This is a genomic window from Brevibacterium sp. LAARM3_SD1 (assembly GCF_057364765.1).
In genome coordinates this window covers 1-24462 of record NZ_JBNFOL010000016.1, presented here as the reverse complement: position 1 = coordinate 24462, position 24462 = coordinate 1, and the positions used below count along the sequence as shown (strand labels likewise).

The following is a 24462-nucleotide window of genomic DNA, read 5'->3' as shown; positions in this document are numbered from 1 at the left end:
GCGATTCAGGCCTTCTGGACGGTGATGGTCCAGCTGGCGTCGGTGACCCGGTCGAAGTGGGTGACGGGGTAGCCGTTCTCGGCGGCCCATTGCGGGATCGCCTCGGTGGCCTGCGTGCAATCGAAGTTGATGACGAGTTCGTCACCGGCTTCCAGACCGGTCATCGCGTCCTTCGCTTCGACGAGGGGGAAGGGGCAGACCTGGCCGTCGGTTTCGAGTACTTGCTTCATACGGTCCTGCTTTCCGCCGCGGGCGCTGCGGCCTGCGACTTCTTCGGTTTGATGGAGACCTTGGCGGCGATTCCGGAGCCGACGATCATGAAGACCATCGACACCCAGCCCTGGTATTCGAACTGTGCGGTCGAGACCATCGCGTTGCCGACGGTGCAGCCGCCGGCGATGGCTGCGCCGACGCCCATGCCGATTCCGCCGATGATCGACTTGATGATCACGTCCTTGTCCGGCACGCGGACTCGGAACTCGCCGGAGGCCTTGGCGGCGATGAAGGAGCCGACGAGGATGCCGATGACGAGCATGACACCCCAGTCGATGAGCTGCGTGTCACCGGTGGTGAGGTATCCGACGAGGTTCGCCGAGGGGGTGGTGATGCCCAGACCGGAGTTGCGTCCCGTGGCGGCCGACAGCGGCCAGGCGATCGTGGCGATGATGCCGATGACCACGGCCGTGGCGAAGGGGTTCCAGCGCTTCTCGGTGAGCAGATGTGCCAGGCCGGTCTTGCGCGGGGGCAGGGTGGCCATCGGGGTCTTGAGTTTGCGAGCGTGGTGGACGGTCAGCCAGATGGCGATCGCCGAGATGATCGCGACGAAGACCCAGGGGCTGATGCCGGTGCTCGCCTGCAGGCTGCCGTTGTCCAGGGTGATCCCGCGGATGCCTTCGGTGAAGCCGGCCAGAGGGCCGAGCTTCATGACGGCGGAGAAGAGCGCGTAGAAGATGAGGGCGAACCAGCTGCCGACGAGTCCCTCACCGGCACGGTAGTAGGTGCCTGTCGCGCAGCCTCCGGCGTAGACCATGGCCCAGCCGAAGATCAGTCCGCCGACGATCGAGGCCAGCCACGGGAACGGCGCCGCCTCGAGGGTGATGACTCCGAAGCTGTTGAGCAGGAACAGGCCGATGGAGTGCACGGCGATGAGCACGATGAGAGCGGAGAACCACCGCGTGTTCCCTGTCAGGGTGAGGTCGCGGAAAGCTCCGGTCACGCAGAAACGTCCCCGCTGGAAGACGAATCCGAGGACGAGGCCGACGACGAGTCCGGTGATGATCATTGAGCTGCTTTCTGTTCACGGCAGGTTCGCGGACGAACACAACAACCGTCAATTTTGCTCAACAATCGCGAGCGAGTCAACCGGAGTGGGTCAGGAAGTGAGGTTACGGCAGTTGCCGCCGATTCCCGCCAGCAGGCCTGCATTGCTCGCCACAGCGGCGGTCTCCGACTGCCAACCGCTCTCGTGTTCGACGACGAAGGCGATCTCCAGCTCACTGCCCAGACCCAGCAGTCCGCCTAAGAGGTTGGTAGGCACGTCCGTCGTATAGGTGCCGTCGCCATTCGCCGTGGAGTTCCCGCTCAAGTTGAACCCCGTCAACGGTGCCAGGACCGATCCGAGTCCGCTCGTCGACGCTTTCACGACGATGTCGTCGAGCTGATAGCCGTCGGGCAGCTTCCAGAAGATCCGGACGCGAGCACCCAGGCCGAGCACGCCGGGACGGAATTGGCAGTCTTGGGTCAGTCCGGGCGCAGGAACCGTCGCTGCGATCAGTTCCCCGTGGGTCTCCTTTGTGTCATTCCACCCGGCAAGTGTGCCGTTGACCGCGGCTGGGCCGGCGACGAGGGCGAGAAATGCGACGACTGCGAGGAACAGTCGGGCCTTCTTCCACGAGAATCGCGATGAGGCTCTGCCCGTCATGACATCCTCGCTTTCCTGGTTCGCGACACGATCGCAGCTCCGGTGACGACGAGCAGGAACGCCGCGAGCAGAATCCACTGCCAGCCGTCGATACCGGTCCACGGCAACTCGCCGGAACTGCCGCCATCGGCCGCGCCATCAGAATCAGAGCCGGAATCGCCCGGCGCGCCAGGATCCCCGGGATCTCCTGGACCTGTCGAAACCTTGTCGCCGAGTCCTTCCGCCAGCACGCGCACACCCGCGGTGGTGCCAGCTACCGCGCGAACATCAGCGGCGCCGGCGAGAGTCGCCGTTACCTCGATTCGGCGAGAGTCATCACTGTCCATTTCCAGCAGGGTGAGACCGTCGTCAGCAGCTGGCTCCAATTCGCTGAGCACCATTCCGCGAATCAACATTTGCGAACCACTTGGACACGGAGCCTCCACTTCAGTCATCGCGCATTCCCGCACATCGATCGACAGCGAATCCGCCAGCGCCTCCGCCCCTGCCCCCGACCCGATTGAGACCGTTATGTCTCCCGGTTCGGAGGCGTCGGCCCATACATCGACCGCCCACGTTGCCTTTGTCCCGGGACTGAGGTGTCGCATCTTCTCGGCATCGCCGAAGTCGCGCATTCGCAGGATGTCATGTGCCGTACCTGACGACGCCGACACGGCACTGCCTGCGACCGAGGCAACTGTCTCCTCGGCGAACGGCTTCCCAGGCAATACCTGCCCACCCACTGCCACGGCAACCACCACCGGCAGCGCAATGGCATGCCGCGGTGACCGCGTTCGGGGGTGGGCCGCCTCGGCGAGGGTGTCGTCGTCCTCGTCGCGGCGGGGCCAAAACGCCCACACGACGAGGAGACTGGCCGCGATCGTGATGCCGCCGAGCAGGAACGGATTACGCCACTGCTGGAGGACCGGGGCGACCCCGGGCACGGAGAACATCACCGTCCGCACCGTCTCGGCGGTGTACGGGTCGGGATCCTTCTCTGCGTTCGCGTCGCCCTTCATCTCGAAGGTCACGGCACCGGTGGATTCGTCGATGCTCCGTATTTCGGTGACGCGGTGGGTCACCGGCAGGACCTTCTCACCGCGATCGACGGTGACGATGTCACCGACTTCCATGTCCTCGGCGGGGATCTCGCGGACGAGTGAGGCCGATCCGGCGGTGATCGTCGGGCTCATCGACCCGGTCTTGAACATGATGATCGAGACGTTGAAGACGACACTGAGAATGACGAGCACGATGCAGACCACGCCGAGGACGGCGAGGATATTGAGCACGGCTTCGCCCAGCCGCGCACCGACATTCCGCTTTACCGCCATCGTCAGTTCTCCGGCGCGACGGATTCGGCATCGAAGGTCCACGTATGCGAGGCAGCCAGACCCTGCGCATCGGACGAGGCATCACTCGGGAGGCTCACTTCGAAGCAGTAGGCCTGGATCGAACCGCCGACCGCCTCGAGGGTCGGTTCATTCCCGCTGGTGATCGGCGACTTCAACCCGACGGTGCCCGATGCCCCACCGAACGCGTACGTCGCCGAGGCGGTGAAGTCTCCGGCGCCGCATGTGAACCCTCCGACCGCCTCAGGAGTGAGCGTTCGGGTCACGGCCCGGTACACCAGAGCATTCGCCATGGCGTTCGGAGACCCGATTCCATTGCCCTTGACGGTGAGGTCGCCCCCGATGGTCGTGTCCGGACTGGTCCGCACGAACACGGGAGCGTAGACCTTCGACCCCGGGAACATCGGAGCGGTATCGAAGGTCATCTCATTGGTGCTGGTCCACTCGCCGTCGATCGAGAGTTCGATGTCGAACGTGCCGGCATTGAACGACCCGTCGGCGGTTTCGCTGTCGGTCCACGCCGCAACAGTTCCGACCGCACCCACGCCGAAGACGAGCCCGCCGGCCAGGAGCGCCTTGATGCGCCGTTTGCGCAGAGCTGCCCGCCGTTGCCGAATCTGCCGTCGACCATCCGGGCGGGTGTCATCGCACACCCGCCCGGACGAGAAGAGACGACGCAGAGACGAGAGGTGAAAACGCATGGATCAGTTCAGCGTGATCAGTCTGCCGAGGTGGCGGTGAACTGCCACTGCGCGGTGGTGTTCTGCCCCTGTTCGAGGCTGTCACCAGCAGTGACCTTGAAGCACAGACTGACCGGGTCACCGGTCGCAGTGCCTGCGCCCGCGGAGAGGTCGAAGTCGGCAGCTCCGGTGGTCGAGTCCAGAGCTGTTCCCGCCGACACGACCGAGGTGCCCGTCGCGGTGGCCGAGCACTCACCCGCCGAGGCGACCTGAACGATCTCGTAGGTGAGCGCCGAGGCGTTGTCCCCACCTCCGGCAGCCGAGGTGAGAGCGACGGTCGCGTCGTACGTCGTCGGGCCGTCCAGACGGAGGACGAAGGGTGCTGCCACGGTATCGCCGGGTGACATGTTGTCCCCGCCGTTGAGGTCGAAAGTCAGCGCAGCGGCGCCGCCTTCGCTCTCGTGGTCCGTGAACGTGGTTCCGTCCGTGCTGCCCTGAACATTGAACGAACCGGCGCCGAAGACGCCTTCGACCCATTCGTCGTCGGTCCAGGCCGCCAGCGTCACGGCAGCGCCGACGCCGAGGACGATGCCACCGGCGAGGATGGCTTTGAATTTGCGCGAACGCGTCTTGGTTGTCGTCACAATGACTCCTCTACTGCGGCGCATCAGCGCCTCTGCTCTGCGGCGCACGGGCGCCAAGGTCACAAAGAAATGAAATGGGGAATGCCTTCAGTGTGACTGCTGTATTACTTTAAATATACTTTTAGACACCACTTCTGTGATCTGTTATTGAATGGTTATCAAGACCTCACCCAACAGCCCTCATGGTCACCCGTGCCACCGTGCCGGCCGAACCGCCCCTCTCCCATTCATTGAGAACGTCGTCGCCTCGCGTCCGTGACTGGGAGCACACTGTTGAGAAGAGAGAAGGCAAGGAGGCCAAGGTGGCACAACTTCAGACAGACGTCGCGATCGTCGGAGCCGGACCAGCGGGACTCATGCTCGCGCACCTGCTGCACAATGCAGGCATCGAGTCCGTCGTCATCGACAACCGCAGCCGCGACGACATCGCCCACACCCACCGCGCCGGCATCCTCGAAGCAGGATCGGTGCGCATGCTCGAGGCCGCAGGCGTCGAATCCCGCGTCCACACGGACGGGCACCGACACGACGGAATCGATATTCGAGTCAACGGCTCTTCGAACCACTTCGATTTCCCCGAACTCGTCGGCGAATCCGTTTGGCTCTATCCGCAGAACGAGATCTTCGTCGACCTCTCCGCCGCCCGTGAACGGACCGGCCGCCCCACCTATTACTCGGTCACGGACACCCGCCTCGGCGATATCGAGACCGAACGTCCCTGGGTCACCGCCACCACTGAGGACGGCGACGAACTGCGCATCGACGCCCGCTACGTCGTCGGCGCCGACGGCTCTCGCGGACCATGCCGCTCGATGATCCCCGACGGCACCCGGCAGCGCTTCTTCCACGAGTACCCATTCGCCTGGTTCGGCATCCTCTGCGAGGCCCCGCCCAGCCACGAAGTCCTCATCTACTCCCGCTCCGAACGCGGCTTCGCACTCATCTCCCAGCGCTCCGACAATGTCCAGCGCATGTACTTCCAGGCCTCGCCCGACACCGACGTCGCCGAATGGTCCGACGATCGGATCTGGACCGAACTCCAGGCCCGTGTCGACGGCCCCGACGGGTTCGAACTCAAGACCGGGCCGATCTTCGACAAGACCCTGCTGCCCTTCCGCTCGGCCGTGACCGAGCCGATGCAGCACGGCTCGATGTTCCTCGCCGGCGACAGCGCCCACACCGTCCCACCGACCGGAGCGAAGGGCCTCAACCTCGCCTTCGCCGACGTCGCCGTGCTCGCACCCGCCCTGATCTCGGCGCTCAAGGACTCCGACGCCGAGGCGCTGGCCGGCTACTCCCAGACCGCGACCAAACGCGTGTGGAAGGCCCAGAACTTCTCCTACCAGATGACACGGATGCTCCACACCGACCCGACTCAGGATGCCTTCGAAACGAAGCGCAGCCTCGGCGAACTCCGGTCCATCCTCGAATCCGACCACGGTCGCCGCTACCTGGCCGAGTGCTACACCGGCTGGCCCCACGGCTGAGCCGCCACGACCCCACCACGACCTCAACGCAAGCAGAAAGGTTCGACGATGAGTGCACAGCAGAACTCGGACGCCGAAGATCAGACCGTGAAAGGCCCCGACGACGCCGCCGAATCTCAGGCGACGCTGTCCGCCGAGATCGACGGCATCGAAGCGCAGTACAAGCAGGACGTCGCGGGCGGCAGGAAGCCCGAGACTCAGCCGCGCCTGGACTACCGGCCCTACCGGTCGTCGATCCTGCGTCATCCGACGAAGGACCCCCGCCACACCGACCCGGAGACCATCGAGCTCTTCTCCCCCGCTTTCGGGCACCGGGACATCGGCACCCTCGAATCGGATCTCACCATCCAGGCCGACGGCGAACCCATCGGCGAGCGCATCCGCGTCACCGGTCGGGTCCTCGACGGCGAAGGCCGCCCCGTACGCAATCAGCTCGTCGAGATCTGGCAGGCGAACTCGGCTGGCCGCTACATCCACAAGCGCGACCAGCACCCGGCTCCGATCGACCCGAACTTCACCGGCGTCGGACGCACCCTGACCGGCGACGACGGCTCCTATTCGTTCACGACGATCAAACCGGGCCCCTACCCGTGGAAGAACCACCACAACGCGTGGCGACCGGCCCATATCCACTTCTCGCTCTTCGGATCCGAATTCACACAGCGGATGATCACCCAGATGTACTTCCCCGGGGATCCGCTCTTCGCTCTCGACCCGATCTACCAGTCGATCACCGATCAAAAGGCGCGCGACCGCCTCGTGGCGACCTATGACCACAACATCACCGAGCACGAATTCCTCATGGGCTTTAACTGGGACATCGTGCTCACCGGCGCCAACCGGACCTGGATGGAAGAAGAGGACGATGACTGACACCCCCACGACCCCTGATCTCACACCGACCCCGGGCCAGACCGTCGGTCCGTTCTACGGCTATGCGCTGCCGTTCGAGCACGATAATGAGCTCGTCCCGCCCGGCTCGGCTCGCGCCGTGCAGCTGACAGGAACCGTCTATGACGGAGCCGGTGACCCGGTCCCCGATGCCATCCTCGAGATCTGGCAGCCCGATGAGCACGGCGCTGTCCCCCGCGAGACGGGATCGCTGCGCCGCAACGGCTTCACCTTCACCGGCTTCGGCCGCGCCGCCGTCGACCCCGAAGGCGAGTTCAGCTTCTCCACGGTCGATCCCGGCCCCACCGAGGCGGGCAAGGCCCCCTTCATCAGCGTGGTCCTCTTCGCCCGTGGCCTTCTCAACCGTCTGTTCACCCGCATCTACCTGCCCGAGGACACCGCGGCTCTGGCCACCGATCCGCTCCTGTCCTCGCTCGACGACGACGAGCGCACCCGCCTCATCGCCACCCGAGGGGCTGACGGATCGCTGCACTTCGACATACGGTTGCAGGGTGAGGAGGAAACTCCCTTCCTCCGATTCCCCAGCCACGAGGACTGAAGCGACATGACCGACACCGCCCACACCCGGTTCCTCTTCGCCCCCGGCGATCTGCGCGGGTCCGAAGCCATCGACGACGTCGCGTTCATCACCGCGATCGGCCAAGTCGAGACCGCATGGATCGTCGCGCAGGGACGGGTGGGGCTGGTGTCATCGGAGATCCGCGCCGAGGTGGCCGCCGCCATCGATGCCACGATCCGCACGCTCACGGACGATCATTCCCAACTGCAGTCCCTCGGCGAAGATGCCGAGTCCGGCGGCAACCCGCTCATCCCGTTCCTCGCTCTCGTCCGCTCCCGGCTCTCCCCGGAAGCCTCACGCTGCCTGCACCGGGGACTGACCAGCCAAGACGTCATCGATACGGCGATCGGTCTGCTCGTCTCCCGCGTCGTTCGACAGATGCAGGCCAGGCTCGAAGTCATCGGCGCCTCCCTCGTCGAACTCTCCGACACACACGCGAAGACCCTGTGCCTGGCCCGCACTCTCACGCAGCCGGCGCTGCCGACGACCTTCGGACTCAAGGCCGCAGCCTGGGCCGCCGAGGTCAATGAAGTCCAGGGGCAGGCGCCCTACGTCGACTATGTGCAGGTCGGCGGGGCCGCCGGCACCCGTGCCGCGATCCGCTGGTTCGCCGGCGACTCCACCGAATCTCTGTTGCGCGAATTCCACGTCCAGATGGTCGGCCCCGATGCGGCACTCACCCAGATCCCCGTTCCCTGGCACACCGATCGCGTCCGCATTCTCTCCTGGGGCTCCCACCTCGCCCAATGCGTCACCGTCGGGGCGTCCATCGCCCGCGACATCCTCATCGGCGTGCGTCCCGAGATCGGTGAGCTGTCCCTGGCTTCCACCGGCGGATCCTCGACGATGCCACACAAGTCGAACCCCACCTCGGCGGTGCTGCTCCACCGCAACGGAATGCGCGTCCCAGGTTCCCTGTCGACTCTGACCACGGCCGCAGCCGAAGCCGTCGAAGAACGCTCCGACGGTGCCTGGCATGCCGAATGGCCGGCCCTGTCCGAACTCATGACCCTGGCGATCTCCTCGCTCATCATCCTCGATGAGATGATCGCGGGCCTGCAGGTCAACGCCGATGCCATGCGCGTCAACCTCGATGCCGCGTCCCCCGGGATCTTCGGGGAGAAGCTCGGCATCGTCTTCGGCGATCGCCTGGACAAGGACGCCCGCGCGGCCATCATCGCCCCCGGCTCCGACCCCGTCGCCGCCCTGGCCGCTGCGATCGGGGAGGAAGACGGAATCGAGGAGTTCTTCACCCCCGAGTCCTACCTCGGTGAGGCCGAGGACATCCGCCGGTCCATTCTGGCGACCATCGACAGCTCCGGACCGCAGGAACCCGACCTGCCGCCCTTCGACTGAGACCTGAATTTCGACTGAAGAAACGACCGAAGAAAGTGACAACCATGGACCTCACCGCATCCGTTCTTGCCGCCCCCGCTGCCCCTGCCGCCGACGCCCGGGTGCTCGTCGTCCTGCCCTCGCTGGGCACCTCCGCGGCCGCCCTGTGGCAGCAGGCCGCCACCGAGCTCTCCGCACTCAGCCCGGAGACGACCGTCATCGGCATCGACCTGCCCGGCCACGGCCGTTCGGCTCCGATCGATGTCCCCGCGGGGACATCGGTGGCCCCGCGGATCACGATGTCCGACCTCGCCGAGGCGGTCCTTGCCACCTTGGATCGCGTCCTTCCCGATGTGGCCGCGACCGGCACTCCCGTCGACCTCGCCGGAGATTCGATCGGCGGTGCCACCGCCCTGCAGCTGGCGCTCGACCACGGAGACCGCTTCGGCCGCATCGCCGTGTTCTGCACGGGCGCGAAGATCGGTGAGGCCGCGGGCTGGGAGGAACGCGCACAGACCGTGGCGACCTCGGGCACCCCGACCCAGATCATCGGTTCGGCACAGCGCTGGTTCGGCGAAGGCTTCATGGACCGCGAACCGGAGGCCTCGGCTGCACTCCTGCACTCACTGCAGGACGCCGACCGCTTCTCCTATGCCTCTCTCTGCTATGCGTTGGCCGACTTCGATGTCCGCGCGCGCCTGTCCGAGATCGCGCGACCGCTGTTAGCCGTCGCCGGGTCTCAGGACCAGCCGACTCCGGCGACGAAGCTCGCCGAGATCGCAAATGGAGTTCCCGGGGCGCTGCTCGAGGTCATCGACGGTGCCGCTCATCTTGTCCCGGCCGAGGCTCCGGTCGTGACCGCGGGTCTGCTCGCCGACTTTCTGCAGGGCAAGGGACTCGGCGCAGGGGCCGGCGGCACCGGCGGTGCGGGCGCGACCGCCGCAGGCGATTCGTCGGCCGACCTGCCGACCGCCTCGGGGCCGCGGGAGGCCAGCCGCGACGATGTGCGCGAGGCGGGAATGACCGTGCGACGGCAGGTGCTCTCCGACGCCCATGTCGACCGCGCGAATGCGAAGGTCGATGACTTCACGGCCGACTTCCAGGACCTCATCACCCGCTACGCCTGGGGAGAGATCTGGACCCGACCGGGACTCGAGCGGCGGATGCGCTCGGCGATCACGCTCACGGCGATGATCGCCGGAGGCCACGAAGCGGAGCTGGCGATGCACGTCAAGGCTGCGCTGCGCAACGGGCTCACCCGCGATGAGATCAAGGAGGTCCTCCTCCAGTCGGCCATCTACTGCTCCGTGCCGAGCGCGAACACCGCTTTCTCCGTCGCCTCGCAGGCTCTGGCCGAATACGACGCCGAGGAAGCGGACGCCGACTGAGGCTGTTCGAATCGTCACATTGGGCGCCTCGGGGGTTACGAGGAATCGCTGGGGGCAATAGGCTGGTGCGGTTGCCTCGCCGATCCCGCTTTTCCCTTGAAGGAGCCCTATGAGTGATGCCCCGGTCTCCCGCGGAGTCTACAAGTTCGCCGTCTTCGCCTTGGCGATCGGCGCCTTCGCCATCGGGGTGACAGAATTCGCGACCATGGGCCTACTGCCGATGATCGCCGAAGAACTGGGCATCACGGTCCCCCAGGCCGGACATGCGGTGTCGTTCTATGCGATCGGCGTCGTCGTCGGTGCACCCCTGATCACGACCATCGCCGCACACATGGATCGCAAGCTGCTGCTCCTGTGCATGATGGGCCTCTTCGCTCTGGGCAACCTCGCCTCGATGCTCGCCCCGACGGCCGGACTGTTCAATATCGCACGCTTCGTCTCCGGCCTGCCGCACGGAGCCTATCTGGGCATCGGAGCCGTCGTCGCCGCCTCCCTCGTCCCGGCCAACCGACGCGGCCGAGCCATGTCACGCGTGATGCTCGGCCTGACGATCGCGAACATCTTCGGCGTGCCCTTCGCCGCAGCCCTCGGCAATATGTTCGGATGGCGAAGCGCCTACGCCCTCGTCGCCGCGCTCGGAGTGCTCACCGTCATCATGGTCGCCATCGCCGTTCCGCGAGTGAGCGTCGGTGCCGGTGAGGTGCCTTCGGCCCGCGGCGAGATCAAGGCTCTCGGCCGGGTCCAGATCATCCTCACCCTCGTTGCCGGATCCGTGGGCTTCGGCGGAATGTTCGCCGTCTACACCTACATCACCCCGACGATGACCGACGTCGCCGGCGTCCCCAGCGTCGCGATCCCGTGGGTGCTCGCCGTCTACGGCCTCGGTATGACCGCCGGATCCCTCATCGCCGGACCTCTCGTCGACAAGTCCATCGAGCGCTCGGCCACCGGCGGCATGATCCTCTCGGCCCTCGTGCTCGCCGCCTTCGGCGCCTTCACCCACATCGCGGCCATCGCCATCATCGCCCTCTTCCTCATCGGCATCTCCGGGTCGATGATCACCACGGCCCTGCAGATGCGCCTATTCCGCGAATCCCACGACGCCCCGAGCCTGTCCGCGGCCATGAACCACGCCGCCTTCAACCTCGCCAATGCGCTCGGCGCATGGCTCGGCGGAATCGTCATCACCGCCGGCCTCGGCTACCGTGCACCGGCTTGGGTGGGCGTGGGCCTGTGCGTGTCCGGACTCATCGTCATCTCCATCGCGATCTTCCTTCGCCGAGGCGGCTCCCCCGAACCGAGCACCCGCACCTCCGTCGAGACCTGAGTTCCGCCGAGAAACGGGCTGCGTGTCGAGACACGGGTGTGCACGCCCGTGTCTCGACGCTCAGCCCGTTTCTCGGTGAAAGTGCCGATACGATGAACGCATGGATCACCTCGCGCAGAGTCGCTCTCATGCCCTGACCCGCCACTCTGATGAATCGACCCGTCGCCCGAAGTCGGCCCTTCTGCTGACCCTCGCTGCTTTCGCCGTCCTCGCCCTTCTGCTGCTGAGCGGATGCGGTTCGTCTGATTCCGAGGGGGATTCCGCAGAAGGTTCCGGAGAATCTGACTCCTCGGCCGCGGCGGGAACGTGCTCATACCCCGCCGATTCGCAGTCCGCGGCGAAGGACGTCGAAGCACCCGCAGAGGAACCGGAGGCCAAGGGCACCATCACGGCCACCATCGCGACCTCGGCAGGCGACCTGGCCGCCACCCTGGACGCCGATCGCACCCCGTGCACCGTCAACAGCTTCCTGTCGCTGGCGAAGCAGAAGTACTTCGACGACACCGAGTGCCACCGCCTGACCACCGAGGGCATCTTCGTCCTCCAGTGCGGTGACCCCACGGGCACAGGCACAGGCGGCCCAGGCTACTCGTTCGCCGATGAGCTCGACGGCTCCGAGACCTACCCGGCCGGCACTCTGGCCATGGCGAACTCCGGTCCCGACACGAACGGCTCCCAGTTCTTCGTCGTCTACGACGACAGCTCGCTGCCGCCCGACTACACCGTGTTCGGACAGTTGGATGAGAAGAGCACGAAGACCGTCGCGGATCTCGCTGCCAAGGGCACAGACTCCGGTGCCGGCGACGCGCGCCCAAAGAGAAGGTGACGATCACCGAGGTCACCACCGCGGACTGACCGCCCGTCCGAGTTGTCCAGAACACTTCGACCACCTAGTAATCTCATTCGGTGAGACTCCGAAATCACGTTTTGTGAGACGGGCGTAATGTCGATTCGTCGCCGTCGACGCTGTGCCTGACACAGCGCCGACGGCCTTTTCCATCGGCACGGACCACCCGCCCGTGCCTGCACTCACGAAACAGCGGAGCACCACCACCATGTCCACCGAAACACAGCCGGAGAATCCCTCCTCGGCACCCGGAGTCGACGACGACGCAATCGCAGCGACTCGGAAGAACAACACCCGCGGCAAGGTCCTGACCGCCTCGATGGTCGGCACCACGATCGAATTCTTCGATTTCTACGCCTACGCCACAGCCTCCTCGCTGGTCTTCCCGGCTCTCTTCTTCCCAAATCAGACATCGACGACTCAGCTGCTGAGCTCGTTCGCGATCTTCGGCGTCGCATTCGTCGCCCGCCCCCTCGGCTCGATCATCTTCGGCCACTTCGGTGACCGCATCGGCCGGAAGAAGACGCTCATCGCCTCCCTGCTCATCATGGGCATCGGCACCTTCCTCATCGGACTACTGCCGACGGCAAGCACCCCGGGCTGGGTCGTCCTCGCGCCCCTGTTCCTCGTCCTCCTGCGCTTCTGCCAGGGAGTCGGGCTCGGCGGCGAATGGTCGGGCGCGGCGCTGCTGGCCACCGAGAATGCCCCGAAGGGCAAGCGCGCCATCTGGGGCACCTTCCCGCAGCTCGGCGCGCCCGTCGGCTTCATCATCGCGAACCTGCTCTTCGTCGCCCTCGGCACCTGGACCTCCCCCGAGGCGTTCCTCGCCTGGGGCTGGCGCATTCCGTTCCTGCTCTCGGCCCTGCTCGTGGCCGTCGGCCTCTATGTCCGCATGTCACTCATGGAGACCCCGGCGTTCCAGCTCGTCGCGCAGAAGCAGCAGATCTCGAAAGCCCCGCTCGGACGGGTCTTCGCCACGAGCTGGAAACCGCTCATCCTCGGCACGTTCATCATGCTCGCGACCTACGTGATCTTCTACTTCATGACCGCGTTCACCCTCACCTACGGCACCTCACCGGCCACCCCCGAACAGGCTCAGACCGCCGCCGAGGCGGCCGGGAAGTCCTTCGACCCCGCAGGCTTCGTCGCGGGGCTGGGGTACACGAAGAACGAATTCCTCACCTACCTCATCATCGGCGTCGTGTTCTTCGGCATCTTCACCGTCGTCTCCGGACCACTGGCGGAGAAGCTGGGCCGCCGGAAGATGTTGCTGGGCGTGACCGTGCTCATCGCCGCCTACGGACTCGTCGTCAACACCCTTTTCAATGCAGGGACACCGGGAGTCATCATCGGACTCATCGTCGGCTTCATTCTCATGGGCCTGACCTTCGGACCGATGGCCGCATATCTGCCGGAGCTCTTCCCCGCCAACGTCCGCTACACCGGTTCGGCGATCTCCTACAACATGTCCAGCGTCATCGGTGCCGGTCCCGCACCGTTCGCCATGGTCGCTCTGTGGCAGGCCGAAGGCGGGTCGATCTTCTACTGCGGTCTCTACATCATCGCCGCGGCGATCGTCACGATCATCGCACTGTGGCTGGCCAAGGACACCTCGGAGATCGACATGGAGGATCAGCTCAGCTGAGGCTGCCGAGCTCGACCAACCGCCCCGAGGGCCCGACCGACGTTTTCGTTGGTCGGGCCCTTTCGCGTCCGCGGTCGGAGACCTAGCGGCCGTCCCGGTCACCGGGAATGACTACGATTTCGTCACAACCGCCTCGGTGCTCATCAAAGCGTCATTGGTGTGACCCAGTTCACGGTAGGATTCCTCTCAGACATTGCCCAGATACGAATGTCCGGGCAATCCGTTTGCGTGACGACACGGTCACCGATCCCCTGGAGGAACCATGAAACGACGCTCGAGCCTGGCCATTGTGGCCGCCGGCGCCATACTCGCCCTGTCCGCCTGCGGCGGCGGAGGCGATTCCGAACCTGCAGCGACTGCCGAGGGCGGAGTCCCCCTCGTCAAGGAAGGCAAGCTGACCACCTGCACACACCTGTCCTACCAGCCGTTCCAGTTCGAGAAGGACGGCGAGGTCGTCGGATTCGACGTCGACATCGTCGATGCCGTCGCAAAGAAGCTCGGCGTCGAACAGGAGATCATCAACACCTCGTTCGAGACGATCACCTCGGGCGCGGAGTTCAATCAGCAGAAGTGCGATGTCGCGGCAGCGGCGACGACGATCACCCCCGAACGCGAAGAGGCCACGGACTTCTCCGAGCCGTACTTCGATGCGAACCAGGCGATTCTGACGAAGGCCGACAAGACCGCGAAGGACGAGAAGGCGCTCAAGGGCTTCAAGATCGCCGCTCAGGCCGGCACCACGGGCCTCGACTACGCCACGGAGAACTTCAAAGACTCCGAGGTCATCACCTACGAGGATCTGCCGCTCTCGCTCGAGGCCCTCAAGACCGGTCAGGTCGACGCCGTGATCAATGACAACGGCGTGCTCTACAACTACAACACCGAGAACAAGGGCTTCGCGGTCGGCTTCGACATCAAGACCGACGAGCACTACGGCATCTCGATGAAGAAGGGCAACACCGAGATGAAGAAGGCCGTGGACGACACGATCAAGGAGATCAAGGACAACGGCGAGTACGACAAGATCTACAAGAAGTGGTTCGGAGAAGCACCGAAGTGATCACCTGCGAATGGGCGGCCTGCTGCGATGAAGTCGTTGCAGCGGGCCGCCCGTTCGGCTGAGTTCGACCGACCTGCCTGAGTCTTTTCCAACTCTCACGGCACGCATTCCGGCGGACACCCCCGCCACAGTTTTTCGAAGGACAACCATGTCAGTTCCCACCGCGAGCGAGGACGGCCGCCAGACCGGCCCAGCCGTCCCGACCGCCATCGCCACCCCGAAAGCGAAGATGAGCAAACGCCAGAAGGCGAAGCTCTCCCGCGGCATCCAATACGCCATCCTCGTCGTCATCGCGATCATCGTCGCGCTGGTCGCCGACTGGCCGACGCTCATCGACACGTTCGGGCGCTTCGACATCGCCGCCGACATGTTCCCCGAAGTCATCACGGGAGCGCTGAAGAACACAGTCGTCTTCACCGTTCTCGGCTTCGCCCTCGGCCTGGCGATCGCTCTTGTCGTCGCCCTCATGCGCCTGTCCTCGGTCGGCGTCTACCGTTGGCTGGCGACGATCTACATCGAGTTCTTCCGCGGGCTGCCCGCCCTCGTCGTCTTCCTCGTCATGGGATTCGGTCTGCCGGTGGCCTTCCCCGGCTTCATCCTCCCGCAGCTCGTCATCATCATGATCGCCCTCGGACTCGTGTCCTCCGCCTACATGGCGGAGACGATCCGCGCCGGTATCCAGGCCGTGCCGAAAGGCCAGATCGAGGCCGCCCGCTCACTGGGTATGTCATCATCGCGTGCGATGTTCACGATCGTCCTTCCCCAGGCAATGCGCATCATCCTGCCGCCGCTGACGAACGAGCTCATTCTGCTGACCAAGGATTCATCGCTGGCCTACATCCTCGGATCCTCCGTCGACGGCCGTGAGCTCGCCGCACTCGGCCGCGCCGAGATCGTCAACACCGCCAACCTCACCCCCTTCATCGTCATCGCGCTGTGCTACCTCATCATCACGATCCCGCTGTCGTACCTGTCGCGGGTCCTCGAGCGCAAATACGGTTCCACAGATTCTGGAGTGAAATGATGACAACCACCTCGCACACAGGGACGAAGACCCCGATCATCGCGATCCGCAACCTCCAGAAGAGCTTCGGCACGAACCAGGTCCTCACCGACATCAACCTCGACGTCGACAAGGGAGAGGTCGTCTGCGTCATCGGCCCCTCGGGCTCGGGCAAGTCGACGATGCTCCGATGCATCAACACACTCGAGACTCCCACCGGAGGGTCGATCGTCGTCGACGGCATGGACATGACCGACCTCGATCTCGACATCGATGCCGCCCGCACCCGCATCGGCATGGTCTTCCAGTCCTTCAACCTCTTCGCCCACCTCACCGTGCGTGAGAACCTCACAATCGCGCAGACGAAGGTCCTCAGGCGATCGAAGGCCGAGGCTAACAAGGTCGCCGAGGCGAACCTCGCGAAGGTCGGGCTGTCCGAGAAGATGGAGGCCAAGCCGGGATCGCTGTCCGGCGGTCAGCAGCAGCGCGTGGCGATCGCCCGAGCGCTGAGCATGGACCCCGATGTCATGCTCTTCGACGAGCCGACATCGGCCCTCGACCCGGAGACCGTCGGCGACGTCCTCCAGGTCATGCGCAACCTCGCCGAGGCGGGAATGACGATGGTCGTCGTCACCCACGAGATGGAATTCGCCCGCCAGGTCGCCGACCGCGTCGTCTTCATGGACGGCGGAGTCGTCGTCGAAGCCGGACCGGCCAAGGACGTCATCGGCAATCCCCAGGAGCAGCGGACGAAGGACTTCCTCTCCCGCGTCCTCCATCCCGGCCAACTGGGGTAGCGGTCGGCGTCTCCCCGTGGGCTCAGAGGGTGAATCCGGCGGGGAACGGGTCGCTGGGGTCGAGCATGAACTGCGAGGTCGCGGTCAGCCAGGCGCTGCCGGTGATCGTCGGCACCACCGCCACGTGTTCGCCGACGGTCGTCTCCTCGACGAGGCGGCCGGTGAACGTGGTGCCGATGAAGCACTCATTGACGAAGTCCGTGTTCAGGCCCAACTGTCCGCGGGCATGCCGGACGGCCATGAGCGCGCTCGTCCCGGTGCCACCGGGCGACCGATCGAGCCAGCCGGGATAGTTGATGAGCACATGGCGGGCATCCGGCACTTCTCCATTGGGCCCGGGCTCCGTCGGCGGCGTCAGGAACACGACGTGCTCGCAGCCGCGGAATCCGGTCACCGGATGCACCGGCTCGATCTGCTCGTTGACCGCAGCCATGATCTCGCGACCAGCGGAGATGAAGTCCTCAGCCCGGTCACGCTCGAACGGGATGCCGACGTCGGCGGCGGAGACGAAGGCGTAGAAGTTCCCGCCGAAGCCGATATCGCAGGCGATCCTCCCCCGTCCGGGCACCTCGACGGACTGGTCGAGGGCATGCGCATACGAGGGAACGTTGACGATGGTCACCGACTCGGCGCGACCGTCCCGAACGACCACCTCGGCGGTGATGAGCCCGATCGGAGCGTCGAGACGCACGGTCGTGACGGGTTCGACGACGGGCACCATTCCCGTCTCGACGAGCACGGTCGCCACAGCGATCGTGCCGGCCCCGCACATCGGCAGCACGCCGGTGACCTCGATGAAGAGCACTCCCCAGTCCGCGTCGGCCCGAGTCGGCGGCTGCAGGATCGCTCCCGAGAGCCACCCGTGACCGCGGGGTTCGCACATGAGGAAGGTCCGCAGATCGTCGGAGTTCTCGATGAACCACTCCCGGCGTTCGGCCATAGACTCACAGGGGAATGGTCCCACTCCCCCGGTGACGACGCGGACGGGCAGCCCCTCGGTGTGGGCTTCGACGGTCTGGATGAGACGGTTGGTCTGCACGGTCGATCTCGCTCAGCTCTCCAGAACCTCTTTGAGGATGACGCGGTAGCCCTGGCGGGAGTCGTAGCCGTGGATCTCTCGGGTGTCGAGCGCGGACATGAAGTCGAGCACCTCGGCGGTGATGACCTGTCCGGGCACGAGCACCGGGAACCCGGGCGGGTACGGGGTGACGAATCCGGCCGAGACCGGCTGTTCCCCGTTCTCGACACGGCGCCGCAGCTCATGCGGCAGCACATGCTCGATGTTCTGGCGGCGCAGACCCGCATAGTAGGCGGTGCGCAGGTCGCCGTCGGGCAGCTGCTTCGACGGATCCTCGGCGGGCACCTCGGCGGCGTAGTCGGGGGCGAAGGCCGAGAAGTCCGGCAGCGGAGGCATCACCGCGGCGGGCTCGGTCAGCGCATCCTGTTCCTGGAGTTCGTGCGGGTCGTTGAATTTCCCGGCCAGTTTGACCAGCACCTCGATGAGGTAGGCGACGGCCGAGCGTGAGGTGCCGATGTTCGTCATGAACAGCACTGTGTTCCGGCTCGTCTTGTTCACCTGGATGCCGTAGCGGTCCATGAGGTGTTCATGCTTGAACGTGTCCCCGTCGACTCCCGTGCCCGAGATCTCAACGGTGATGCGGCTGGGATCGACGACGAATTCATCGCGGACCCAGGCATCCCACATCGTCGACAGACCATCGCGCAGCGGCATCGTCCGTTCGGTGACCCGGTACTCCTCGGGGATGAGATCAGCGGCGGTGAGCACCTTGAATGTCTTCTTCAGCAGCGGGTGACGCGCGATCGCCGAGGACAGGCTCATCGCCAGGTCGAGCTGCTTCTGCACGAGTGCGAACCCTTCCATCTCCACCTGCCTGCGACCGAGGTCGAGGGACGCGAGGATCTGGTAGTTCGGCGACGTCGAGGTGTGGGTCATGTACGCCTCGTGGAAGGCGTCCTCGGCGCCGGTGGAGAACTCCTGATCGTAGACGTGGATCATCGATCCCTGGCGCAGCGCGGTCAGCGTCTTATGCGTCGACTGGGTCGCGTACACGCGGATCGTCGCGTCCGGCGGGGGCAGCAGGTCCTCCTCCAGCCACACCGAATCGGGGGCGGGGGCACCGGTCTCGGGATCGAACAGGCGCTTCTGCTGCTCCCGGTACGCCGCGGCGTGGGCGTTGGTGGCGAGGTTCTCCTCGAGGGTCTCCGCGGCGACCATGGCGGTGCGCTTGCGGGTGACCGGGTGGAACCGGGCGAAGGCGAACCACGCTTCGTCCCAGAGGAAGACGAGGTCAGGTTTGATCGCCAGGCATTCGGACATGACCTTGTACGGGTCGTAGACGATGCCGTCGAAGGTGCAGTTGGTCAGGGTGATCATCCGCACCTCGTCGAGGCGGCCGGCGGCCCGGTAGTCGAGCAGCAGCTGCTTGATCCGGTTCAGCGGCACCGCCCCGTAGAAGGCGACATCATTGAGCGGGTACGCCTCGAGGTAGGCGGTACGAGCACCGGTGAGCATGAGCGCATGGTGGTGGGACTTATGGCAGTTGCGGTCGACCATGACGACCTCGTCGGGTGAGACGACGGCCTGGTGGACGATCTTGTTCGCCGTCGACGTGCCGTTCGTGACGAAGTATGTGCGCTTGGCACCGTAGGCACGGGCGGCCAGCGACTGCGCCTTCTTCAGCGTGTGCACCGGTGCGAGCAGGGAATCGAGTTCACCGGAGGTGGCGCTGGATTCGGCCAGCAGCAGGTTGAGTCCGTAGAAGTCGACGAAGTCCCCGATCCACTTCGACCCGACGACGGAGCCGCCGCGGGAGACGGGCAGTGCATGGAAGACACCAGCCGGACGGCGGGCGTGTTCACGGATCGCGTCGAAGAACGGAGTGTCGTAGAGGTGCTGGATGCGGCGGAGCAGGGAGAGGTGGAGTTCAAACTGGTCCTCGCGGCGGAAGACACGACGGAACCGGTGGGTCAGGGCACCTGCGAGGCTTTCGATATGGGCGCCTGCCATGAGGTAGAGGTCGAGTTCGGGGCGCAGATTCGCCAGGGTGTCGGCCAGCCGCAGCACCCGGCGCACCGAATTGAGCGGACTCATCGGCGCCGTCGGCGACTCCTTCGTCGAGGTGTGCGCGAACTCGATGGAATCGCGCAGGTCACGGCTGAGCACCTCGCGGGTGTTGTCGGTGAAACCGGGGCGGATGACGCAGGCGAGCAGGTTCGGGTTCGTCAGGGCCGCCGCCACCGCATCGTCAGCGGTGGGCACGATGACGTAGTCGTAGATGAACTGATCGGAGGCGTTGCGGAGTTTGAGCAGGTCGGTGTGCAGTTCATCGCGGCCGCCTTCGGTGGTCTCATCGACGATGAGGACCTCGAAGCGAGGACGGGTGTCCTGGCGGTCCTTGAGTTCGGCGCGCTCATCCTCGGTGAGGTCGTCTTCACCGGTGTCGGGCACGGTGGTGCCGCGCAGCCGGTTGACCGCACGTGTGATCATGTCGTGCGCACGGTCGAATTCGCCGTTCGAGAGCAGGTCGGTGATCTCCTCGACATAGCGCTGACCGAAACCTGCCCAGTAGAGCTCGATCGTCTTCAGCGAACGCAGCGAGCGCCACACCTCGCCGTCTTCGGCGATCATCGAGAAGTCCCCGCCGCTGACGGCCAGACGTTTGATCGCGAACTTCAGGTACTCCCACGCATCCGAACGCAGCCGCCACGTGCTCGCCGGCATTCCCGGATCCCGTTCGAGCTGCGCCCGGCGCGGCGTCGAGGGGGCTCCGACGCGACCGTGCCTGCGGCCGCCGCCCAGGTCGGTGGGCTCAAACTCCTGCGCCGTTGCCTGGTCGGAGTCGATTCCGGTCATGCGAGAGCCTCCTGGCTGTCAGTCTCAGTCCCCACCCCGGTCCGGTGTGGATTTCCTGCTCACGGGCTCAGTCGGCGGACCGTACTGATTCCGTTGTTGCACGATCATACGACCTCACAGTTTCGAATGGGCAGGGTGGTGGGCAGTTGAGACAACCACAGGAGGCGAAATGATGATAAGCATGGGGTATGGACACCTCCGCGTCTCTTTCTGCAGGTCATCTCATCGTCGAGGAACTCGAAGCACACGGAGTCACTCGCACCTATCTGGTTCCCGGCGAGTCGTACCTCGATGTCATCGACGGACTCCGCGATTCGTCTATCGCCCCGATCGTCTGCCGCCAGGAGGGCGGGGCCGCGTATATGGCCGTCGCCGAGGGGCGGATGACCGGAGTGCCCGGAATCGTCATGGTCACGCGTGGTCCCGGTGCGGCGAACGTCAAGGTCGGCGTCCACACCGCCTTCCAGGATGCGACACCGCTCGTCGTCTTCATCGGGCTCATCCCCACTGATCATCGCGGCCGTGAATCCTTCCAGGAATTCGACCTGGACGGCTGGTTCTCCTCGACCGCGAAGAAGGTGCTCACCCTCGACGATCCCGATAAGGCCGCCGAGGTGGTCGTCGACGCCATGCACACCGCCGTGACCGGACGGCCCGGTCCCGTCATCGTCGGCCTGCCCGAAGAGGTCCTCGTCCGCCCCACTTCGGGGACGGCGCTTCCCCCACGTGTGCACGGCTCAGCCTCCCCCTACGCCGGGGACGTCACGGAGCTGCGGGCCCGCATCACCGCAGCCGACCGTCCTGTGCTCGTCATCGGCGGAGAGGACTGGTCCCCGTCGACCTCGCGGCGCATCGCCCAGTGGTCACGCGACCGCGGCCTCGGCGTGATCGGCACCTTCCGCGCCTATGACGGCATCGACCACGACAGTCCGAACTTCCTCGGCATCTTGGGCTACGGTGCGGCCCCCGTGGCGAAGAGAGTCCTCGCCGAGGCGGACCTGCACATCTACTTGGGCTGCGTCCGCACCGATGTGGCCACCGACGGGTTCAGCAACGGCGTCGACCAGCGCACAGTCGTCATCGGCCCCGATGCCGATGCGCACGGCCATTTCGGTCGTCTCGACCAGCACATCGTCACCTCGGTGAGCCGGTTCGCCCAATCCCTGTTCACCGAGGAGGGCACCCGCACCTATTCGGTCTCCTCCGACGGGTCGATCGACGAACCGCCGCTCGGCGATGACCTGTCCGAAGCGGCCGGGGATGCTGTGCCGCTGCCGGATTGGGTCGCCGAGGCTCGGGCCGAGCTCGAGGCGTGGCGGAAACCGCAGGTGGCAGGTTCGGGGTCGGCCGCCTCGGCGGGGTTCGTCGACATGGACGAAGCATTCGTCCATGTGAAGGAGCTGCTGACCGAGGACGCGATCATCACCTACGGGGCGGGGAACTTCTCCGGGTGGGCGACCAGGTTCCTGCCCACGCACGGGTTCCCCTCGGCGCTGGGCCCGCGCAACGGATCGATGGGATTCGGTCTGCCGGCTGCGGTCGCCGCCGCGCTCGTCCATCCGGAACGGTCGGTGTTCTGCATCGCCGGTGACGGGGATTTCCTCATGAACGGGCAGGAGATGGCCACGGCCGTACAGCACGGCGCGGACCTTACCGTCGTGCTCAACGACAATTCGGTCTACGGCACGATCCGCGGTCATCAGGACCGCGAATATCCGGGCCGGGCCACGGCCACGGCCCTGCAGAACCCGGACTTCGCAGCCATGGCCACGGCATTCGGCGGGCTCGGCATCCGCGTCGAGGCCACCGAGGACTTCCGCGACGCGTTCGAACGCGCGCTGGGGCACAAGGGGCTCTCGCTCGTCCACTGCATCACGGATCCGACCGTTCGCGGGGCGCGCCTGCCGTGAACTCAGCAGCGGCCTGCCGTGAACGGTGGGGCGGCAGTCGTGCGAATCTGACTAAGGTGACCGTATGAGAATCGACGCGATCTTCACCGACCTCGACGCACACACCCTTGATCCGTCGCGCCCGCGGCGCAGAAGATCGGGGTGTGGGGCAACCGGATCATCGGCTTCGATGAGGAGCTCGACGGCATTGAGGCCGATCGGGTCGAGTCCCTGAGCGGGGCGACTGTGCTGCCGGGCTTCAACGATGTGCACTGCCACACCACCTGGTTCGGTCTCACCCTGGCCTCGGTCGATGTCACGGCGCTGCCCGGCGGTCTGCCCGATGTGTATGCGGCGCTCGAGAAGGCCGCGGCGACGACTCCGTCCGGGGAGTGGATCGAAGCCACGGGATACGCCCACCGTGACTACGACGGGCAGTATCCGGACCTGGCTCGCCTCGACGAGATCACCGGGGATCGTCCCCTGTTCATGCGGCAGACGTCCGGTCATGCCGCGATCGCCAACACCGAGGCGATGAGTCGGGCCGGCATCCTGGAGCCGGGTTTCGAGGAGCCTGTCGGCGGGAAGGTCGTGCGTGACGCGGCCGGTCATCCCACGGGGCTGATCGAGGAGACCGCGCAGACTCTGGTCCAGGATCTCATCCGTCCGTATTCGCTCGACACCGTCGTCGACGCCCTCGATCTGGCGACGGCCTACTACGCGAAGGAGGGCATCACGTCCTTCGGTGAATGCGGAATCGCCTATGGCTGGATCGGGCACTCCCCCATCGAGATCAGCGGCTACCTGCGGGCGCGTGAAGAGGGCAAGCTGCGGGCGCGAGCGCAGCTCATGCCCCAGGCCGACGGGCTGCACCCGATCGCGGCGAACTCCGCCGACGGGTTCGGCATCGGTCTGGATGCGGGACTGCGGACCGGCCTCGGCGATGATCTCATCTCGATCGGGCCCGTGAAGTTCTTCATGGACGGTGCCTTGTCCGGCGAGACCGCGGCGCTGCGGGAGAACTATGCGGGCAAGGACCACCCCGGTTATCTGCAGGACGACGCGGAGGTGCTGCGTCAGCAGATACTGGACACCTATGCCTCCGGGTGGTCGCTGGCCGTGCACGCCATCGGTGATGCCGCCGTCGATGCTGCAATCGCCAACATCGTCGAGGCGCAGAAGCGCTATGGCCGTCGGGCGGTGCCGAACCGGATCGAGCATGCCGCATTGGTCCATGACGAGCACCTGGCGACGCTGGCCGAACACGGTATCGTCGTCACCCCGCAGGCGGCGTTCGCCGATGGCATCGGGGACGGGATGAACGCTTCGCTCGGGCCGGACCGCCGGCATCTGATCTACCGGGCGAAGTCGTTCGTCGATGCGGGTGTGCCGATGGCCGGCAGCTCTGACCGCCCGTGCGCCGACGGGAATGTGCTGCGCGGAATCGAAGCCTTCGTCACCCGCAGGACCCGGGGCGGGGACGTCATGGGTTCGGCCGCCGAAGCCCTGAGCGTCGATGAGGCGATCGCCGCCTATACGGTCGAGGCGGCGAAGGCCTCGGGCCAGGGCGCGGACAAGGGGACGCTGAGCCGCGGCAAACTCGCCGACTTCGTCGCCTTGGAGACTCACCCAGGCAACGTCGCGGCGGACGAGATCGCAAAGATCCCCGTCCGCGCGACCGTCTTGGGCGGCAACTACACCCACCAATCCCCCTAATTACTACCTGACGGCGGCTCAGCAACCTCGCGCGAGGTTGCTGAGCC

The 24462-nt window shown here is 65.7% G+C and carries 21 protein-coding genes; 13 read left to right on the top strand and 8 right to left on the bottom strand.

Features of this window, described 5'->3' with window-relative positions; genetic code table 11:
• Window positions 1-5: 5 nt before the first annotated feature.
• The 6 genes from AC2W7L_RS10545 to AC2W7L_RS10520 all read right to left on the bottom strand — a co-directional run bounded on the left by AC2W7L_RS10545 (window position 6) and on the right by AC2W7L_RS10520 (window position 4576).
• Complete coding sequence (locus tag AC2W7L_RS10545) at window positions 6-230, bottom strand: sulfurtransferase TusA family protein (protein WP_039207979.1); 225 nt, start codon at window positions 228-230, stop codon at window positions 6-8.
• On the bottom strand, window positions 227-1282 hold the full coding sequence (locus AC2W7L_RS10540) for a YeeE/YedE family protein (protein WP_486004427.1): 1056 nt from the start codon (window positions 1280-1282) through the stop codon (window positions 227-229). Before AC2W7L_RS10540 ends, AC2W7L_RS10545 begins: the two co-directional genes overlap by 4 nt.
• Before the next feature lie 90 nt (window positions 1283-1372).
• Window positions 1373-1921 carry a hypothetical protein gene (locus AC2W7L_RS10535; RefSeq protein ID WP_486004426.1) on the bottom strand — a complete coding sequence of 183 codons (549 nt, stop codon included), beginning with the start codon at window positions 1919-1921 and terminating at the stop codon, window positions 1373-1375.
• A complete protein-coding gene (locus AC2W7L_RS10530) occupies window positions 1918-3234 on the bottom strand; it encodes a signal peptidase I (RefSeq protein ID WP_486004425.1) in 1317 nt (438 codons plus the stop codon). The genes AC2W7L_RS10535 and AC2W7L_RS10530 overlap by 4 nt, the downstream gene beginning before the upstream one ends.
• A gap of 2 nt (window positions 3235-3236) precedes the next feature.
• On the bottom strand, window positions 3237-3953 hold the full coding sequence (locus AC2W7L_RS10525) for a SipW-dependent-type signal peptide-containing protein (RefSeq protein WP_486004424.1): 717 nt from the start codon (window positions 3951-3953) through the stop codon (window positions 3237-3239).
• A gap of 17 nt (window positions 3954-3970) precedes the next feature.
• The gene (locus tag AC2W7L_RS10520; RefSeq protein ID WP_486004423.1) at window positions 3971-4576 is read right to left on the bottom strand and encodes a SipW-dependent-type signal peptide-containing protein; all 606 of its coding nucleotides are present in this window, start codon (window positions 4574-4576) and stop codon (window positions 3971-3973) included.
• Window positions 4577-4878: 302 nt separating this feature from the next.
• Between AC2W7L_RS10520 and AC2W7L_RS10515 the strand changes: the two genes are divergently transcribed.
• The 11 genes from AC2W7L_RS10515 (at window position 4879) to AC2W7L_RS10465 (ending at window position 16936) form a co-directional block, all read left to right on the top strand.
• Complete coding sequence (locus tag AC2W7L_RS10515) at window positions 4879-6063, top strand: 4-hydroxybenzoate 3-monooxygenase (RefSeq protein ID WP_486004422.1); 1185 nt, start codon at window positions 4879-4881, stop codon at window positions 6061-6063.
• A 48-nt stretch (window positions 6064-6111) separates the two neighbouring features.
• Window positions 6112-6936: a protocatechuate 3,4-dioxygenase subunit beta gene (gene pcaH / locus AC2W7L_RS10510; protein WP_101554269.1), complete on the top strand. Its 825-nt coding sequence runs from the start codon at window positions 6112-6114 to the stop codon at window positions 6934-6936.
• Entirely contained in the window at window positions 6929-7513 is a 585-nt protein-coding gene (pcaG, locus tag AC2W7L_RS10505; RefSeq protein WP_486004421.1) for a protocatechuate 3,4-dioxygenase subunit alpha, read from the top strand. Before pcaH ends, pcaG begins: the two co-directional genes overlap by 8 nt.
• 6 nt (window positions 7514-7519) lie before the next feature.
• On the top strand, window positions 7520-8890 hold the full coding sequence (locus AC2W7L_RS10500; protein ID WP_486004420.1) for a lyase family protein: 1371 nt from the start codon (window positions 7520-7522) through the stop codon (window positions 8888-8890).
• Window positions 8891-8934: 44 nt separating this feature from the next.
• Window positions 8935-10257 (top strand): bifunctional 3-oxoadipate enol-lactonase/4-carboxymuconolactone decarboxylase PcaDC, encoded by a 1323-nt coding sequence (gene pcaDC / locus AC2W7L_RS10495; RefSeq protein WP_486004419.1) that lies wholly within the window; start codon window positions 8935-8937, stop codon window positions 10255-10257.
• Between the two features lie 109 nt (window positions 10258-10366).
• Window positions 10367-11584, top strand: coding sequence for an MFS transporter (locus AC2W7L_RS10490; RefSeq protein ID WP_486004418.1), 1218 nt, complete (start codon window positions 10367-10369; stop codon window positions 11582-11584).
• A gap of 100 nt (window positions 11585-11684) precedes the next feature.
• Window positions 11685-12410, top strand: a complete 726-nt coding sequence (locus AC2W7L_RS10485) for a peptidylprolyl isomerase (protein ID WP_486004417.1) — start codon at window positions 11685-11687, stop codon at window positions 12408-12410.
• Between the two features lie 229 nt (window positions 12411-12639).
• Entirely contained in the window at window positions 12640-14076 is a 1437-nt protein-coding gene (locus AC2W7L_RS10480) for an MFS transporter (protein WP_486004416.1), read from the top strand.
• A 262-nt stretch (window positions 14077-14338) separates the two neighbouring features.
• Window positions 14339-15136: a transporter substrate-binding domain-containing protein gene (locus AC2W7L_RS10475; protein ID WP_486004415.1), complete on the top strand. Its 798-nt coding sequence runs from the start codon at window positions 14339-14341 to the stop codon at window positions 15134-15136.
• A gap of 229 nt (window positions 15137-15365) precedes the next feature.
• The gene (locus AC2W7L_RS10470; RefSeq protein WP_486004470.1) at window positions 15366-16160 is read left to right on the top strand and encodes an amino acid ABC transporter permease; all 795 of its coding nucleotides are present in this window, start codon (window positions 15366-15368) and stop codon (window positions 16158-16160) included.
• The gene (locus tag AC2W7L_RS10465) at window positions 16160-16936 is read left to right on the top strand and encodes an amino acid ABC transporter ATP-binding protein (RefSeq protein ID WP_486004469.1); all 777 of its coding nucleotides are present in this window, start codon (window positions 16160-16162) and stop codon (window positions 16934-16936) included. The genes AC2W7L_RS10470 and AC2W7L_RS10465 overlap by 1 nt, the downstream gene beginning before the upstream one ends.
• A gap of 22 nt (window positions 16937-16958) precedes the next feature.
• Here AC2W7L_RS10465 and AC2W7L_RS10460 read toward each other — a convergent pair whose 3' ends face one another.
• Together AC2W7L_RS10460 and AC2W7L_RS10455 are read right to left on the bottom strand one after the other, a co-directional pair.
• The gene (locus AC2W7L_RS10460; protein ID WP_486004414.1) at window positions 16959-17975 is read right to left on the bottom strand and encodes a proline racemase family protein; all 1017 of its coding nucleotides are present in this window, start codon (window positions 17973-17975) and stop codon (window positions 16959-16961) included.
• Window positions 17976-17987: 12 nt separating this feature from the next.
• Window positions 17988-20810 (bottom strand): aminotransferase class I/II-fold pyridoxal phosphate-dependent enzyme, encoded by a 2823-nt coding sequence (locus AC2W7L_RS10455; RefSeq protein WP_486004413.1) that lies wholly within the window; start codon window positions 20808-20810, stop codon window positions 17988-17990.
• A gap of 188 nt (window positions 20811-20998) precedes the next feature.
• Between AC2W7L_RS10455 and AC2W7L_RS10450 the strand changes: the two genes are divergently transcribed.
• Both AC2W7L_RS10450 and AC2W7L_RS10445 read left to right on the top strand, forming a co-directional pair.
• Window positions 20999-22720: a thiamine pyrophosphate-dependent enzyme gene (locus tag AC2W7L_RS10450; RefSeq protein ID WP_486004412.1), complete on the top strand. Its 1722-nt coding sequence runs from the start codon at window positions 20999-21001 to the stop codon at window positions 22718-22720.
• A 141-nt stretch (window positions 22721-22861) separates the two neighbouring features.
• Window positions 22862-24415, top strand: coding sequence for an amidohydrolase (locus tag AC2W7L_RS10445; protein ID WP_486004411.1), 1554 nt, complete (start codon window positions 22862-22864; stop codon window positions 24413-24415).
• The last annotated feature ends 47 nt before the right edge of the window (window positions 24416-24462 follow it).

Coding starts and splice junctions, on each gene's coding strand:
- AC2W7L_RS10545 (WP_039207979.1), bottom strand. CDS start 230: ATGAAGCAAGTACTCGAAACCGACGGCCAGGTCTGCCCCTTCCCCCTC.
- AC2W7L_RS10540 (WP_486004427.1), bottom strand. CDS start 1,282: ATGATCATCACCGGACTCGTCGTCGGCCTCGTCCTCGGATTCGTCTTC.
- AC2W7L_RS10535 (WP_486004426.1), bottom strand. CDS start 1,921: ATGACGGGCAGAGCCTCATCGCGATTCTCGTGGAAGAAGGCCCGACTG.
- AC2W7L_RS10530 (WP_486004425.1), bottom strand. CDS start 3,234: ATGGCGGTAAAGCGGAATGTCGGTGCGCGGCTGGGCGAAGCCGTGCTC.
- AC2W7L_RS10525 (WP_486004424.1), bottom strand. CDS start 3,953: ATGCGTTTTCACCTCTCGTCTCTGCGTCGTCTCTTCTCGTCCGGGCGG.
- pcaH (WP_101554269.1), top strand. CDS start 6,112: ATGAGTGCACAGCAGAACTCGGACGCCGAAGATCAGACCGTGAAAGGC.
- pcaG (WP_486004421.1), top strand. CDS start 6,929: ATGACTGACACCCCCACGACCCCTGATCTCACACCGACCCCGGGCCAG.
- AC2W7L_RS10500 (WP_486004420.1), top strand. CDS start 7,520: ATGACCGACACCGCCCACACCCGGTTCCTCTTCGCCCCCGGCGATCTG.
- pcaDC (WP_486004419.1), top strand. CDS start 8,935: ATGGACCTCACCGCATCCGTTCTTGCCGCCCCCGCTGCCCCTGCCGCC.
- AC2W7L_RS10490 (WP_486004418.1), top strand. CDS start 10,367: ATGAGTGATGCCCCGGTCTCCCGCGGAGTCTACAAGTTCGCCGTCTTC.
- AC2W7L_RS10485 (WP_486004417.1), top strand. CDS start 11,685: ATGGATCACCTCGCGCAGAGTCGCTCTCATGCCCTGACCCGCCACTCT.
- AC2W7L_RS10480 (WP_486004416.1), top strand. CDS start 12,640: ATGTCCACCGAAACACAGCCGGAGAATCCCTCCTCGGCACCCGGAGTC.
- AC2W7L_RS10475 (WP_486004415.1), top strand. CDS start 14,339: ATGAAACGACGCTCGAGCCTGGCCATTGTGGCCGCCGGCGCCATACTC.
- AC2W7L_RS10470 (WP_486004470.1), top strand. CDS start 15,366: ATGAGCAAACGCCAGAAGGCGAAGCTCTCCCGCGGCATCCAATACGCC.
- AC2W7L_RS10465 (WP_486004469.1), top strand. CDS start 16,160: ATGACAACCACCTCGCACACAGGGACGAAGACCCCGATCATCGCGATC.
- AC2W7L_RS10455 (WP_486004413.1), bottom strand. CDS start 20,810: ATGACCGGAATCGACTCCGACCAGGCAACGGCGCAGGAGTTTGAGCCC.
- AC2W7L_RS10450 (WP_486004412.1), top strand. CDS start 20,999: ATGGACACCTCCGCGTCTCTTTCTGCAGGTCATCTCATCGTCGAGGAA.